The sequence below is a fragment of the Blastococcus haudaquaticus genome (genome assembly GCF_900230285.1).
Classification (GTDB): Bacteria; Actinomycetota; Actinomycetes; order Mycobacteriales; family Geodermatophilaceae; genus Blastococcus_B; species Blastococcus_B haudaquaticus.
Map to the genome: position 1 here is coordinate 290,227 of NZ_OCNK01000004.1, position 14,036 is coordinate 304,262.

At 72.0% G+C, this 14,036-nt stretch carries 14 protein-coding genes and 1 tRNA gene; 4 read left to right on the forward strand and 11 right to left on the reverse strand.

All coding sequences use genetic code 11. The features are described 5' to 3' along the window. Window positions 1-22: 22 nt before the first annotated feature. The 4 genes from CRP30_RS17500 to CRP30_RS17515 form a co-directional block, all read right to left on the reverse strand. Entirely contained in the window at window positions 23-571 is a 549-nt protein-coding gene (locus tag CRP30_RS17500; protein WP_159961780.1) for a TetR/AcrR family transcriptional regulator, read from the reverse strand. A gap of 80 nt (window positions 572-651) precedes the next feature. Continuing rightward, entirely contained in the window at window positions 652-2,802 is a 2,151-nt protein-coding gene (locus CRP30_RS17505) for a 3-hydroxyacyl-CoA dehydrogenase NAD-binding domain-containing protein (RefSeq protein WP_097185270.1), read from the reverse strand. A 13-nt stretch (window positions 2,803-2,815) separates the two neighbouring features. Next, window positions 2,816-4,030, reverse strand: a complete 1,215-nt coding sequence (locus CRP30_RS17510; protein WP_097185271.1) for an acetyl-CoA C-acetyltransferase — start codon at window positions 4,028-4,030, stop codon at window positions 2,816-2,818. 64 nt (window positions 4,031-4,094) lie between these two features. Beyond that, complete coding sequence (locus CRP30_RS17515; RefSeq protein ID WP_097185272.1) at window positions 4,095-5,237, reverse strand: acyl-CoA dehydrogenase family protein; 1,143 nt, start codon at window positions 5,235-5,237, stop codon at window positions 4,095-4,097. A 125-nt stretch (window positions 5,238-5,362) separates the two neighbouring features. On the opposite strand from CRP30_RS17515, the gene CRP30_RS17520 reads away from it, so the two are divergent. Together CRP30_RS17520 and CRP30_RS17525 are read left to right on the forward strand one after the other, a co-directional pair. Beyond that, entirely contained in the window at window positions 5,363-7,153 is a 1,791-nt protein-coding gene (locus CRP30_RS17520; protein ID WP_097185273.1) for an AMP-dependent synthetase/ligase, read from the forward strand. 251 nt (window positions 7,154-7,404) lie between these two features. Next, window positions 7,405-7,647: a hypothetical protein gene (locus tag CRP30_RS17525; RefSeq protein ID WP_097185274.1), complete on the forward strand. Its 243-nt coding sequence runs from the start codon at window positions 7,405-7,407 to the stop codon at window positions 7,645-7,647. A gap of 100 nt (window positions 7,648-7,747) precedes the next feature. Here the strand turns inward: CRP30_RS17525 and CRP30_RS17530 are convergent, their stop codons facing one another. From CRP30_RS17530 to CRP30_RS17545, 4 genes are all read right to left on the reverse strand, one after another. Further along, a complete protein-coding gene (locus CRP30_RS17530) occupies window positions 7,748-8,029 on the reverse strand; it encodes a ubiquitin-like small modifier protein 1 (RefSeq protein WP_097185275.1) in 282 nt (93 codons plus the stop codon). Further along, window positions 8,026-9,108: a WD40/YVTN/BNR-like repeat-containing protein gene (locus CRP30_RS17535; protein WP_097185276.1), complete on the reverse strand. Its 1,083-nt coding sequence runs from the start codon at window positions 9,106-9,108 to the stop codon at window positions 8,026-8,028. Before CRP30_RS17535 ends, CRP30_RS17530 begins: the two co-directional genes overlap by 4 nt. 136 nt (window positions 9,109-9,244) lie before the next feature. Continuing rightward, window positions 9,245-9,661, reverse strand: coding sequence for a hypothetical protein (locus CRP30_RS17540; protein WP_200814830.1), 417 nt, complete (start codon window positions 9,659-9,661; stop codon window positions 9,245-9,247). Between the two features lie 75 nt (window positions 9,662-9,736). After that, window positions 9,737-10,906 (reverse strand): L,D-transpeptidase, encoded by a 1,170-nt coding sequence (locus tag CRP30_RS17545; RefSeq protein ID WP_235003505.1) that lies wholly within the window; start codon window positions 10,904-10,906, stop codon window positions 9,737-9,739. Between the two features lie 178 nt (window positions 10,907-11,084). On the opposite strand from CRP30_RS17545, the gene CRP30_RS17550 reads away from it, so the two are divergent. Together CRP30_RS17550 and CRP30_RS17555 are read left to right on the forward strand one after the other, a co-directional pair. Then, window positions 11,085-11,157: transfer RNA gene (locus CRP30_RS17550), tRNA-Lys, on the forward strand. Between the two features lie 88 nt (window positions 11,158-11,245). Continuing rightward, on the forward strand, window positions 11,246-11,485 hold the full coding sequence (locus tag CRP30_RS17555; RefSeq protein WP_097185278.1) for a hypothetical protein: 240 nt from the start codon (window positions 11,246-11,248) through the stop codon (window positions 11,483-11,485). A gap of 6 nt (window positions 11,486-11,491) precedes the next feature. Here the strand turns inward: CRP30_RS17555 and CRP30_RS17560 are convergent, their stop codons facing one another. From CRP30_RS17560 to CRP30_RS17570, 3 genes are read right to left on the reverse strand one after another with little or no spacing between them, the layout of a single operon-like run. After that, the gene (locus CRP30_RS17560) at window positions 11,492-11,788 is read right to left on the reverse strand and encodes a hypothetical protein (protein WP_097185279.1); all 297 of its coding nucleotides are present in this window, start codon (window positions 11,786-11,788) and stop codon (window positions 11,492-11,494) included. A 9-nt stretch (window positions 11,789-11,797) separates the two neighbouring features. Then, the gene (locus CRP30_RS17565; RefSeq protein WP_097185280.1) at window positions 11,798-13,636 is read right to left on the reverse strand and encodes a potassium channel family protein; all 1,839 of its coding nucleotides are present in this window, start codon (window positions 13,634-13,636) and stop codon (window positions 11,798-11,800) included. Between the two features lie 12 nt (window positions 13,637-13,648). Next, the gene (locus CRP30_RS17570) at window positions 13,649-14,035 is read right to left on the reverse strand and encodes a DUF6394 family protein (RefSeq protein WP_097185281.1); all 387 of its coding nucleotides are present in this window, start codon (window positions 14,033-14,035) and stop codon (window positions 13,649-13,651) included. Window position 14,036 lies beyond the last annotated feature (1 nt).

Sequence of the window (14,036 nt, forward strand, 5' to 3'; positions counted from 1 at the left end):
TGCCGTGCCGTGGGACCGGACGTCAGGACGTCGGGGTCAGCGCCTCGATGACGGTCAGCCAGTGGTGGAGGAACAGGCCGCGCGGAGCGTCGGGCTGCAGCGCGTAGGTCATGGCCTGCCCGCGCATGGAGGTGAGCAGCACCTGGTACATCGCCTCGGCGGCCGGGTGCCGGGCGACCTCCTCGCCGAAGACCTCGAACGCCAGGGCCCGCAGCTGGACGCCGAGCCGGCGCTCGTGCGGCAGCAGCGCCACCCGCAGCTCGGGGTCGGTGCGGGCCGCCGTCCACAGCTCCATGGCCGCGACGAACAGCGGGCCGTGGAACCGTTCCCAGACCAGCTCGACGCCGAGCCGGACGCGTGCCGCCGACTCCTCCGGCAGCTCGACGGCGGCCTCGCGGACGCTGGCGCTGAACTCCTCGTAGAGGTGGTCGACGGCGGCCAGCATCAGCTCCGCCTTCGACGTGAACTGGTGGGTGAGCGCGCCCCGGGAGACCCCCGCCCGGCGCTGCACCTCCTGGGTGGTCGTGCGGGCGTAGCCGAGCTCGACGAGCGACTCGACCGTCGCGCGCACCAGGGCAGCGCGGGTCGCCGCCCGCCGCTCCGCCTGGGTGCGGCGGAGCGGCGGGCGGGACCCGCGGATCGCGATCTCGGTCAGTTCGCCACTGCTGCCCGGAGGCTGCCCGCCGGGACGGCCCGCTCGAGCAGGATCGCCGGTGGCCGGAACCGCTCGCCGTAGGCGTCGGCCAGCTCGTCGGCCCGCGCCACGAACCCGGCGACACCGCCGTCGTACTGGTCGACGTACTGCAGCACGCCGCCGTACAGGGGCGGGAAGCCGATGCCCATGATCGAGCCGATGTTGGCGTCCTCGACGCTGTTCAAGACCTTCTCCTCGACGCAGCGCGCCGTCTCGACGGCCATGGCGAACAGCAGCCGCTCCTGCGCGTCGGCGAACGGCACGGCGTCGGACGACGGGAAGAGCTCGGTGAGGCCGGACCAGACCCGCTTCTCCGGCTCCCAGTCGAAGAAGCCCTTTTCGGCGGACTTACCGGTGCGCCCGTGCTCGACCAGCGCGCGCAGCACGGCGACGCCCGGGTGGTCGTCGGTCGCGCCGGCCTTGGCCGCCTCGTCGCGGATCTTCAGCGGCAGGGTCAGCGTGACCTCGTCGAGCAGGGTCAGCGGCCCGGCCGGGAAGCCGGCCTGCAGCGCCGCCCGCTCGACGCTCATCGGCGCCAGGCCCTCGGCCAGCAGCGACGCGCCCTCCATCACCAGGGTGCCGAACACCCGGCTGGTGAAGAAGCCCCGGCTGTCCTGGACCACGATCGGCGTCTTGCCGATCTGCCGGACGGCGTCGTAGGCCCGGGCGAGCGCGGTGTCCGACGTCCGCTCCCCCACGATCAGCTCGACCAGCGGCATCTTGTCGACCGGCGAGAAGAAGTGCATGCCCACGACGTCGGCCGGCCGCTGGACACCCTCGGCCAGCCCGGTGATCGGCAGCGTGCTCGTGTTGGACGCGAGCAGGGCGTCGGGCAGGGCGTGGGCCTCGGCCTCGCCGAGCACCCGGTGCTTGAGCGCCTGGTCCTCGAAGACGGCCTCCACGATGACGTCGCAGCCGGCCAGGTCGGCGGCGTCGCCGGTCGGGGTGATCCGCGCGAGGACGGCGTCCGCCTTCTCCTGTGTCATGCGGCCGCGGGAGACCTGCTTGCCGACCAGCGAGGCGACGTGCGCCTTGCCCTTCTCCGCCCCCTCGAGGTCGACGTCCTTGAGGACGACGTCCACGCCGACATTGGCGAAGGCGTGCGCGATGCCCGCGCCCATCATCCCGGCGCCCAGGACGCCGACCTTCGACGCCGCGAACGTCTCCGACACCGCCGGCCGGGAGCCGCCGCCGTTGATCCGGTTCAGGTCGAACCACAGCGCCTGGATCATGTTGGTCGAGACCTGGCCGACGACGAGGTCGACGAAGTACCGGCCCTCGACCGTGAACGCGGTGTCCACGTCCACCTGCAGGCCCTCCACGGCGGCGGACAGGATCGCGTACGGCGCGGGGTACGGCGCCCCCTTGAGCTGCTTGGTCAGGTTCGCCGGGAAGGCGGGCAGGGTCGACGCCAGCGACGGCGACGACGGCGTGCCGCCGGGCACCTTGTAGCCCGTGACGTCGTAGGGCTGCCGCGCCGACTCGTTCGCCAGGACCCACTGCTTCGCCTTGGCCAGCAGCTCGTCCCGGTCGGCGGCGAGCTCGTGGACCAGGCCCAGCTCCATCGCCTTCGATGGGCGCAGCTGCTGGCCCTGGAGCAGCAGCTCGAGCAGCGCCGTCGTCAGACCGAGCAGGCGCACCGAGCGGACGATGCCGCCGCCACCGGGCAGCAGGCCGAGCGTCACCTCGGGGAAGCCGAGCTTGACCTTCGGGTCGTCGAGGACGACGCGGTGGTGGGCCGCCAGCGCGATCTCCAGACCGCCGCCCAGGGCGGCGCCGTTGATCGCGGCGGCGACCGGGATGCCCAGGGTCTCCAGTCGGCGGAGCTGGCTCTTCACGAGCGTCACCTGGGCGAGGACCTGGTCACGGGTGTCCGGGGTTGCCCGGATCAGGCTGCCGAGGTTGCCGCCGGCGAAGAAGGTCTCCTTCGCGCTGGTGAGCACGACCCCCCGGACCGACTCCTTCTCGCGCTCGAGCCGGTCGACGGTCTCGCCCATCGACCGCACGTACGCGTCGTTCATGGTGTTGGCCGACGACGAGGGGTCGTCGAGGGTGAGGGTGACGACGCCGTCGGCGTCCTGCTCCCAGCTGATCGTGCTGTCAGACATCTGGTCGTACTCCTCAGACTCGTTCGACGACGGTGGCGATGCCCATGCCGCCGCCGACGCACAGGGTGGCCAGGCCGTAGCGCAGGTCGCGCCGCTCGAGCTCGTCGACGAGCGAGCCCAGGATCATCGCGCCGGTGGCGCCCAGCGGGTGCCCCATCGAGATCGCGCCGCCGTTGACGTTGACCTGCTCGTGGTCGAAGCCGGTGTCGGCCATGAAGCGGAGGACCACGGCGGCGAAGGCCTCGTTCATCTCGACGAGGTCGATGTCGTCGACGGTGAGGCCGGCCTTGGCCAGCGCCTTGAAGGTGGCGGGCGCCGGCCCGGTCAGCATGATCACCGGGTCGGCGCCCGACACGGCGGCGCTCAGGATCCGGGCGCGCGGGGTCAGCCCGTTGCGGGTGCCCGCCTCCTCGGTGCCGACGACGACCAGCGAGGCGCCGTCGACGATGCCGCTGGAGTTGCCGGCGGTGTGCACGTGGTCGATCCGCTCGACCCAGTGGTACTCGTTCAGCGCGACGGCGTCGAAGCCGCCCATGTCGCCGATGCCGGCGAACGCCGAGGGCAGCCCGGCGAGCGACTCGACGGTCGTGCCGGGCCGGACCAGCTCGTCGGTGTCGAGCACGACGGTCCCGTTCCGGTCGGTCACCGGGACGACGGAGCGCTCGAAGTAGCCGTTGGACCACGCTTTCGCGGCCCGGGCGTGGGACTCGGCGGCGTAGGCGTCGACGTCCTCGCGGCTCCAGCCGGCGAGGGTGGCGATCAGGTCGGCGCCGATGCCCTGGGGCACGAACTTCGTGGCCGACGCGGTCTCCGGGTCCATCGGCCAGGCGCCGCCGTCGGAACCCATGGGCACGCGCGACATCGACTCGACGCCGCCGGCGAGGACCAGGTCCTCGAAGCCGGAGCGCACCTTCTGCGCGGCCAGGTTGACGGCCTCCAGACCACTCGCGCAGAACCGGTTGATCTGCACGCCGGCAACGGTGTCGGGCAGTCCGGCGGCGAGCGCAGCGGTCCGCGCGATGACAGCGCCCTGCTCCCCGACCGGCGAGACGACGCCGAGGACGACGTCGTCCACCAGCGCGGGGTCCAGACCGGGGTTGCGGTCGCGGACCGCGTCGATCAGGCCCGTGGTGAGGCTGATCGGCTTGACCGAGTGGAGCGCACCGGTCTTCTTGCCCTTGCCGCGCGGCGTGCGCACGGCGTCGTAGATGAACGCCTCGGCTGTCATGCGGGTCCTCTCGGAATGTTCCGGAAGGGCCAAAGTGGCCACTTCGGCCCTGGGTGAGTCGGGGTCAGACGCCGAGCGAGCGGCCGATGATCTCCTTCATGATCTCGGTCGTCCCGCCGTAGATCGTCTGGATGCGGGAGTCGACGAACGCCTTCGCGACCGGGTACTCGAGCATGTAGCCGTAACCCCCGTGCAGCTGCAGGCACCGGTCGATGACGCGCTTCTGCAGCTCCGTCGTCCACCACTTCGCCATCGCGGCGTCCTCGACGGTGAACCGGCCGGCGTTGTGCTCGAGGATCGCCTTCTCGAGGTAGGTCTCGGCGATCGACACCTCGGTGTGCATCTCGGCGAGCTCGAAGCGGGTGTTCTGGAACTTCCCGATCGGCTTGCCGAACGCGGTGCGCTCCTTGCAGTACCCGACGGTCAGGTCGAGCACGATCCGGGCCGAGGCGACGGCGCCCGCGGCGATCGAGAGCCGCTCCTGCGGCAGGTTCTCCATGAGGTGGAAGAAGCCGTGCCCCTCGGTGCCGAGCAGGTTGGCCGCCGGCACCCGCACGTCCTCGAAGAACAGCTCGGCGGTGTCCTGCGCCTTGAGGCCGACCTTCTCGAGGTTGCGGCCGCGCTCGAAACCGGGCATCCCCCGCTCGACGACGAGCAGCGAGAAACCACGGGCGCCGGCCTCGGGATCGGTACGGGCGACGACGATCACCAGGTCGGCGTTGATGCCGTTGGTGATGAACGTCTTCGACCCGTTGAGCACCCACTCGTCGCCGTCCCGGCGGGCGGTCGTCGTCAGGCCCTGCAGGTCCGACCCGGCGCCCGGCTCGGTCATGGCGATCGCGGTGATGATCGCGCCGCTGACGACCCCGGGCAGCCAGCGCTGCTTCTGCTCCTCGGTGGTGAGCCCGATCAGGTACGGCGCGACGACGTCGTTCTGCAGCGTGAACCCCAGGCCGCTGGCCCCGACCCGGCTGATCTCGGCGGAGAGGATCGCGTTGTAGCGGAAGTCCTTGACCCCGCCGCCGCCGTACTCCTCGGGCACGTCCATGCCGAGCAGGCCCTGCTCACCGGCCCGGAGCCAGACCGACCGGTCGACGACGCCGGCCGCCTCCCAGGCGGCGTGGTGCGGGACGACCTCCGTGGCCAGGAAATCCCGCAGCATGGCGCGGAACGCTTCGTGGTCGGCCTCGTAGAGCGTGGACTGCACAGGAACCCTCCGGGGAGCGTGATCGTTCGCGGCCACAAGGAATGCCGGAAACCTCAACATACAGACCATCCGTTCTGTATGTTCGCGACCCAGGTCACAGCGCCGTGCCCACGACAGGAGCCCCCGTGCAGGAGTACTCCAGCCCCACCGCATTCGAGATCGCACCCACCGCCGCACTCCCCGACGCGGTCACCGAACGCGCCGCGGCCACCCCCGACCACGTCGCGCTGAGCCGCAACGTCGGCGGGGAATGGGTGGCCGTCACCAGCCGGGAGTTCGCCGACCAGGTGACGGCACTGGCTCGCGGGATGATCGCGGCAGGCGTCCAGGCGGGCGATCGCGTCGGCATCCTGAGCAAGACCCGCTACGAGTGGACGCTGGCCGACTACGCCATCTGGACCGCCGGTGGCGTCGCCGTCCCGATCTACGAGACGTCGTCCCCCGAGCAGGCGCAGTGGATCCTGTCGGACTCCGGTGCCGTCGCCGTGGTCATCGAGACCGCCGCTCACCAGGAGCTGGTGGAGTCCGTGCGCGACGGGCTGCCGGGGCTGCGGAACGTCTGGCAGATCGAGGCCGGCGACCTCGACGACGTCGCGTCGCACGCCGCCGAGGTGCCCGAGTCGGAGGTGGCCACCCGCCGGGCCGGCGTGAACACCGACTCGCTCGCCACGATCATCTACACGTCCGGCACGACCGGGCGGCCCAAGGGCTGCGAGCTGACGCACGGCAACCTGCTCTACGTCGCGGAGCTGGCGCCCACCGTCATCCCGGCCATGCGCGCCGAGGACGCCAGCTCGCTGCTCTTCCTGCCCCTGGCCCACGTCTTCGCCCGGATCATCGAGGTCAGCTGCATCCAGAACGGCGCGCGCCTGGGGCACACCGGCGACCTCGCGCAGCTGCTCGCGGACCTGGGCACCTTCCAGCCGACGTTCCTCGTCGCGGTGCCCCGCGTGTTCGAGAAGGTCTACAACGGGGCCCGGCAGAAGGCCCATGCCGGCGGGAAGGGCGCAATCTTCGACCGGGCCGAGCGGGTCGCCGTCGCCTGGTCGAAGGCGCAGGACACCGGCGGGCCGGGCCTCGGCCTCACCCTGCAGCACAAGCTGTTCGACACCCTGGTCTACGGCAAGCTGCGGGCGGCCATGGGCGGCAAGGTGGAGTACGCGCTGTCCGGCGGAGCCCCGCTCGGCGAGCGGCTGGGCCACTTCTTCCGTGGCATCGGGGTGACCATCCTCGAGGGCTACGGGCTCACCGAGACCACCGGACCGGCGACCGTCAGCGGCCCGGACACCCTCAAGGTCGGCACCGTCGGGCGGCCGGCGCCCGGGTCGGCCGTGCGCATCGCCGAGTACGGCGAGATCCAGGTGCGCGGCCCGCAGGTGTTCACCGGCTACTGGAACAACCCGACGGCCACGGCGGACACCATGCGCGACGGCTGGTTCGCCACCGGCGACATCGGCGAGATCGACGCCGAGGGCTACGTGACCATCACCGGGCGCATCAAGGAGCTGATCGTCACCTCGGGCGGCAAGAACGTCTCCCCCGCGGTGCTCGAGGACAAGATCCGGGCGCACCCCCTGGTCAGCCAGTGCATGGTCGTCGGCGACAACCGGCCCTTCATCGGCTGCCTGATCACCCTCGACGTCGAGGCCCTGCCCGGCTGGCTGGAGAGCCGGGGTCGCGCGGGTGACACCCCGATGACCGAGCTGGTCCGCGACCCCGAGGTCCTGGTCGAGATCCAGGCCGCCGTCGACGCAGCGAACAAGCAGGTGTCGCGGGCGGAGTCGATCCGGTCCTTCGAGATCCTGCCGGTGGAGTGGACGGTGGAGGGCGGCCAGCTCACCCCGTCGCTGAAGCTGAAGCGGTCGGTGGTCATGAAGGAGTTCGCCGGCGAGGTCGAGAAGATCTACGCCGACTGACGCGTCGCGATCCGCCCATGGGCGTGTCGTCGTCCTCGCGGTATCGCAGCGATCCTCGCGGTCCACCGCGCGGTCGGCCGCCCGGGGGCGCGGTCGACAGCCGGCGCGCAACCACGACAGCCACCGTGCAGACCGGCTCCGGCGGTTGCACGGTGGCTGTCCCGGCGACGGGTGGGGTCGGTGGGACGCGTGCGGTCGACACGTGACCGGCGGTGCTGGCGTGCGGGGCGTGCGCCTCGGACTCTGGAGGCATGACCAGCGTCTACGCGTACGGAACAGCCCACGCGGTGGTGATGGTCGGCTCCTTCGGCGCCGAGGGCCTGAAGCCGCGGCAGATCGGCCCGGCACACGCCACCATCGGCCGGGTCAGCGGCCAGAGCCGCAAGGCGCTCTGCGGGGCCTACGTCTCCATCGACGAGCAGCAGCCGTGGCCGCCGGAGAACCACGACGCCCAGCAGCTCTGCGACGCCTGCGCCGAGCTCGCCGCCCTCTGACGTAGGCCCGCGGCGTCGTCCCTGAGGCGGACATCCGGCGGCCCGGAATGACCGCCTGAGGGACACCGCCACCAGCGCAGCGCCCCTCCAGCGGCCCGGCTCAGCCGCCGGCGACCGAGGGCAGGACCTGGACCTCGGCGCCGTCCGGCACGGGCGCGGCCAGTCCCCCCTGGTAGCGCACGTCGTCGCCGTCGACGTAGACGTTCACGTAGCGGCGCACCGCGCCCGTCTCGTCACGGATCCGCCGGCCGAGCATGGGGTGCTCGGTGGCGAGCGCGTCCAGCAGATCGGCCAGCGTCCCGCCCCCCGCTTCGACGTCCACGTGCTTGGCGCCTCCGGTCAGCGAGGCCAGCGCACCGGGGAGCAGCACCTGCACGCTCATGGCAGCCGGGCCGCGCGCACGGTCAGGACGTCGGGCAGGTGGTCGGCGACCAGCGTGAAGGTGTCGCCCTCGTCCGCGCTCGCGTACACGCAGCCGTCCCGGGTGCCGAAGTAGATCCCGGTGCGCTCGTGGTCGTCGGCGCAGAACGCATCCCGCATGACGGCGCTCCAGTTCCCGTCGGGCAGGCCGTCACCGAGCTCGGTCCAGCTGTCGCCGGCGTCGCGCGTGCGGTGGACCCGGAGCCGGCCGTCCGGGGGCACCCGCTGCATGTCGGCGACCAGCGGGATGACCCAGGCGGTGCCCGGGGTCCGCGGCGAGGAGACGATGGGGAAACCGAAGTCGACCGGCAGCCCGTCGGCGATCGACGTCCACGCTCTCCCGGCGTCGTCGCTGCGGAAGACGCCGAAGTGGTTCTGCGCGTACAGCCGGTCGGGGTCGCCCGCGTCGACGGCGACCTTGTGCACGCACTGGCCGTACTCGGGCAGCGGGTCGGGTCCGAAGGTCACCGTGATGCCGCGGTTGCGCGGCTCCCACGACTCGCCGCCGTCCGGGCTGACGTAGACGCCGCCGGTGCTCATCGCGATCGTCACGCGGTCCGTGGCCTGGTCCGGGAGGATCGTGTGCACGGCCCCTCCCCCTCCGCCGGGCTCCCAGGTGGGCCGGTGCGGGTGGTCGTGCAGCCCACGCACCAGCTCGAAGGAGCAGCCGCCGTCGCTGCTGCGCCACAGCGAGTGCGGCTCGCACCCGGCCCAGACGACGTCCGGCCGGTCGGCGCTGTCCGGGCGCAGCTGCCACACGCGGGCCAGGGCGGCGCCGGTGTCCTGCGGGAAGCTGATCGCGCCGTGGTCGGTCTCGTCCCAGGTGGCGCCGAGGTCGTCGGACCGCATCACGGTGGGCCCCCAGTGCCCGTACTGGATGCCCGCCAGCACCCGCGGGGCCGACCGCCGGGTGTCGATCGACACGGCGGCGACCTCCTGCGCCAGGAGGTGGGGTGCGCTCACCGTCCAGGTCCGTCGGTCGTCGTCACTGCGGGCGAGCCACAGCCCCTTGCGCGTCCCGATGGCCAGCAGGTCTGTCATGGCGCCCCTCCACGGTCGACGGATCGACGTGAGGGCGACCGTAGGCCCGGATGCCGTCGGGATCGACGGCATCCGGCGCGGTGCTCGTGCCCGCGCACGCCCTCACAGGAGGGCAGACCGTGCGGGGCGCCGGAACTCAGCGGCGGGTGGCGCCGCCGTCACCGGGGTGGTCGGGGTGCGGGACACCGGTGCGCTGCGTGTGCCCGTCCTGCGCCAGGTCGGGGGCCAGCTTCTCGGCCTTGGCCCGCAGCTGGTCGGCCTCGGAGCGGGCCTCGCCGGCGCGGGCGGCGCGCTCGCGCGCCTCCTGCTCGGCGAGCCGGGTGCGCTCCTCCACCTCGGCGCGCTCGCGGCGGGCACGCGCGGCCTGTTCCTCGGCGAGCGCCTGCTCCTTCTCCGCCTGGGCGCCACGCAGCTGCGCCTCCTGCAGGTGGTCGCGCGCCTGCTCGCGCTTGCGCAGCTTGCTCACCTTGGAGCGCTTGCTGAGGGCGACCGCCAGTGCCAGGAGCACGACGATCGCGACGACGACGATCAGGATGATGACCCAGGTCTCCACGGCGACCCCTCCTTCGGAAGCGGGGATCTTGTGCCCGGGAGCCCGAGCGGGGAAACGCCGGGGCGGGTCAGCCGGTCACTTCAGCGCGCTGCCGGCCTGCCACTGGTCCCACGGGATCGTCCAGTCGTCGATGTCGGAGCTGAGCGTGCCGGCGCTGGAGCCGCGGACCTCCACGACGTCGCCCGGGATGGAGAAGTTGAAGAACCAGGCGGCGCGGTCGGTCGAGAGGTTGATGCAGCCGTGCGACACGTTGCTGTTGCCCTGCTGCGCCACCGACCAGGGGGCCGCATGCACGAACTCACCGCTGTCGGAGATGCGGACCGCGTACTCGACCGGCGTGCGGTAGCCGTCCGGGCTGTCGACCGGCACCCCGTAGGTGCTCGAGTCCATGACGCGGTCGCGGTTCATCTCGGTGACCACGTGCGCGCCGTTGTAGCTCGGGTTGTCCGGGCTCCCGGCGCTCATCGGCCAGCTCTGCACGAGCTGGTCGCCGTCGTAGACCTCCATCGTGTGGGTGGAGGCGTCGGCGATCGAGACGTGCTTGGCGCCGATGGAGAAGGACACGGTGCGGTTCTTCTCGCCCCAGATGCCCTCGCCGAAGTTCACGCCGTACAGGTTGGCGTCCAGGCGCACGTCGGTGTTCGCCGGCCAGTACTGCGACGGCCGGAAGTGCACCTCCGCGTCGTCGACCCAGTTCCACACGCCGTCGGTCGGGGTGGAGCTGGTGACCACGAGGTGGCTCTCGACGGCGGCCTTGTCGGCCACCGGGTCGTCGAAGTACACCCGGATCGGCATGCCGACGCCGACCGTCTGGCCGTCCAGGGGGCCGACCGACGGCGTCGAGACAGCGGCCGGGGTGACGGTGGTGAAGGTGGTGGACGCCGAGGTCTCCTCGTCGTCCGCGTTCACCGCCGAAGCGGTCAGCGTGTACTGGGTGCCGTAGGCCAGCGGGGCCTCGGGCGTCCAGACGGCGGACTCCCCACCCTCCGGCTCGACCGCGGCGCCGGGCACAGCGGTACCGGCGGCGTCGACCAGCGTGACGCCCGCGAGCTCGCCGTCGGTCACCGCGATCTCGAGCGGGGTCACGGGCGAGACGTCGACCGAGCCGTCGACCAGGGCGAGCGACACCTGGGCATCCGGCGCCGGCGCGGCGGACTCCTGCGAGCCACTGCCGGCGTCATCGCCGCTGCACCCCGCCAGGAAGATCATCGCGCCCGCGGTGATCATGGCTGCTGTCCTGCGCACGCTGCGCCGTCCTCTCCCCTGGGCCACGGACCGATCGAGGTCCGGGCCGTCCACCTGCGCACCAGTGTCCACGGCGGCGCAACGAGACGGACGAGTCGAGTGTCACGCCGGGCGCCCGGACCGGCCCGGGGCGGCGCTGGTATCGTTCTCCCTCGTCGCCCAGCACGCCGGGCGACACGCGCCATTAGCTCAATTGGCAGAGCAGCTGACTCTTAATCAGCGGGTTCGGGGTTCGAGTCCCTGATGGCGCACCCTCTCGGAACGGCCCGGTCCGCGCGGACCGGGCCGTTCTGCGTTCCGCCATGCATCCGATCGGGCCGCTGCGCACGAATGTCTCTCGTGAGGTCGCTCTCCCCGCAGCAGCACGAGTGGGTCATCCGTCCCCTGCTCGACGCCGGCGTCGGTCTGGACCACATCCGGGACCTGCTGTTCCGGCTCGGGTTCGAGGCGATCGTCAGCGAGGGCCGGGGCACCGCAGCCCAGGTGAGCACGCTGGTCAGCGACCAGCCCGGCCACGTGCAGGCGGCCTGGACCGAGGTCATCGACCGGATGATCTCCCTGGACCGGTCGAACGCCTGACGGCGGTCAGCCCTCTTCGCGCCGCACCAGGCGCAGGTGCGGCCGGGTGGTGATGCTGTCCCGCTCGTCCGGGACCAGCGGCAGACCGGCCGCTCGGCGCACCCGGTTCTCCGGCACGTCGAGGGCACGCGCCAGGAACTCGGCCATGCCCTCGCTGATGAAGCTGGTGCCGCCGGTACGGGCCATGCGCTTGAGCGTCTCCGGCGGGATCACCCAGCGGGACAGGCGCGACGCATCGTCCGCCGTCCGGGCGAGCTCCCAGAGACGGCGGCGCACGAGGTCCTGCAGGTCCTTGTTGACCATCCCAGCAGGCTAGGCCCGGCGGCCCGCGCGTGCACCCGGTGGCGCCTCCACCGTCTCCTCCGCTCTCGTCAGGCGCCGCCAGATCCAGCCCGACGGCACCCGGCGGCCGGTGACGAGGTACTCGAGGACACCGGGGACGAGCAGCACCGTGTCCAGCGCGCGCCGGGCGGCGGACCACCCGGCGAGCAGCAGTTCGTCACCCGGACGCAGGACGAAGTCCCCGTCCGGCGCGAGGGTGACCTCGCGGTCGCGCAGCACGAGCAGCACGAGGGCGTGCAGGGGCTCGCGGTCCTCCGGGTTGCGCAGCAGGCCGGCCACCGTCGCCCGGCCCGAATCCAGCCACGCCCCGAGCGTCGGCGCCTCCTGCGGTGTCAGGCGGACCTTCCACAAGGTCTGCAGCTGCGTACCGCACAGCTCGCTGAGCCGGTCGACGATCTCGGCCGCCCAGGCGTCCCCCTTGGCCGGCATCTCGCGCAGGAAGCGCCACAGCAGCGGCGTGGACAGCTGGGCGTAGACCTCGTGCGCCACGACCTCGGTGGGCACGAGGAGGGCGTCGATCTCCATCGCCGCGAACAGCGGCGCGGTGGCGACCCGGTTCTGCCGGGCGGCGATGAAGAGCCCTGGCTGGCTGCGTCGGGCGGCGGCCACGAGCGACAGGTTGGTGGTGTCGTTGTCCGTCCCGGCCACGAGCCCCACCGCCCGGTCGAGGTCGGCCTGCGCCAGCACCCAGGGGTCCGAACCGTCGCCCTCCAGCAGGTCGGCGTCCTCCACCTGCGCGCCCGCCGCCTCGATGACGGTCACGTCGAGGCCCTCGGCACGCAGATCCTTGGTCAGCTCCCGGCCGAGCCGGCCGTAGCCGCAGATGATCCACCGCCCGGTGCGCGGAGGGGACCCACGCTCGGGGCGGGCCGCGCCGGGTCCGCTCTCCAGCCAGGCCATCAGCTGGTAGGACGCCGGCGCGCGGAGGGCCAGGCGCAGGTGGTCGCCGAACCGGTCGAAGGGGTTGACGGTGCTCGGGCTCCCGAAGGCCTGCATGCGCTCGGTGATCGCCCGCGAGGTCACCCGCGCGATCACCGGGATCTCCGGCCGGAGCAGGGCCGCGGCCATCACGATCGCGAGGTTGGCCTCCTCGTCGTCGGTCAGGGCGACCACCGCCTCGCAGCAGGAGTGGCCCAGCCCCGCGACAGCGAGGTGCCCCGGCACCCGGGCGTCGGCGGCGAGACCCGGTACGTCGGCGTGGTAACTGCCCAGCTCCAGGTCGTCGATGCGCTCGTCGTCGATGTCGAGGACGACGAACCGGCGGCCCAGCTTGTCGAACGAGTGCCCCAGCAGCTCCCCGGTGCGGCCGTAGCCGGCGATGAGCAGGAACGGCTCACGCAGCCGGGTGACCTTCCGGCTGAAGTGCTGCAGCGCCAGCGCCGACCGGAACGAGCGGTCCTGCAGCAGCGCGAGCAGCGACCCGATCGCGTACGCCCAGCCGATCACCGTCAGGTAGATCGAGATGGTCACCCACATGCGCTGGCTGTAGGTGAACGGGTACGGGATCTCGCCGAAGCCGATGGTGGTCGCGGTGTAGCTCATGACGTAGAAGGCGTCGAAGAAGCCCATCCGCATCGGGTCGCCCTCGGCGTCCTGGCCGGGGATCACCGTCAGCCCGAGCACGCTGACCGAGAAGATGACGATGAGCACGATCAGCGGCGCGCGCATGCGGCGCAGGATCAGGAAGATCGTCGCCGAGGCCTGCGCGGCCGAGGTGGCGGCGACGCGGATGGTCGCCCGGCGGATCCGCCGCTCGTCGTCGTCGCGGCCGAAGATGTTCTTCCAGAAGGCGAGCAGCGGGTTGCTCATGGCTGCACCCGTTCAGCCGCGGCGGAAGGAGACCGTCTCCACGACGAGCAGGACGACGGAGACGATGTTGGCCAGCAGCGCGCCGCCCGACAGCGAGACGACGCTGGCCGTCCAGCTCTCGTTCATCCCCGCGGTGGAGACGTAGGTGGCGTAGCCGAACAGCAGTGCGGCGCCGATGAGCTGGAGGTCGGCGACCAGGCTGGTGGCCAGGTGCACCGCGCCGATCTGCGTCCGGTCACCGAACTTCAGCACCGTCGCGATGAGGTTGACGACGACGGCCGCGAACAGCTCGTAGGGGTTGTGCAGGTCGGGGTCGTCGATGTCGCCGATGAAGAAGCCGAAGTTCAGCGTGGCCGCGAGCAGCACGAAGAACCCGAAGACCACCTTCTCCAGGTTCATG

What these genes read in the sequence shown, in the direction of transcription:
- CRP30_RS17530 (WP_097185275.1), bottom strand. Translation starts at nt 8,029, where the DNA reads ATGAGCGTGCAGGTGCTGCTCCCCGGTGCGCTGGCCTCGCTGACCGGA.
- CRP30_RS17570 (WP_097185281.1), bottom strand. Translation starts at nt 14,035, where the DNA reads ATGAACCTGGAGAAGGTGGTCTTCGGGTTCTTCGTGCTGCTCGCGGCC.
- CRP30_RS17505 (WP_097185270.1), bottom strand. Translation starts at nt 2,802, where the DNA reads ATGTCTGACAGCACGATCAGCTGGGAGCAGGACGCCGACGGCGTCGTC.
- CRP30_RS17560 (WP_097185279.1), bottom strand. Translation starts at nt 11,788, where the DNA reads ATGGTCAACAAGGACCTGCAGGACCTCGTGCGCCGCCGTCTCTGGGAG.
- CRP30_RS17510 (WP_097185271.1), bottom strand. Translation starts at nt 4,030, where the DNA reads ATGACAGCCGAGGCGTTCATCTACGACGCCGTGCGCACGCCGCGCGGC.
- CRP30_RS17565 (WP_097185280.1), bottom strand. Translation starts at nt 13,636, where the DNA reads ATGAGCAACCCGCTGCTCGCCTTCTGGAAGAACATCTTCGGCCGCGAC.
- CRP30_RS17535 (WP_097185276.1), bottom strand. Translation starts at nt 9,108, where the DNA reads ATGACAGACCTGCTGGCCATCGGGACGCGCAAGGGGCTGTGGCTCGCC.
- CRP30_RS17525 (WP_097185274.1), top strand. Translation starts at nt 7,405, where the DNA reads ATGACCAGCGTCTACGCGTACGGAACAGCCCACGCGGTGGTGATGGTC.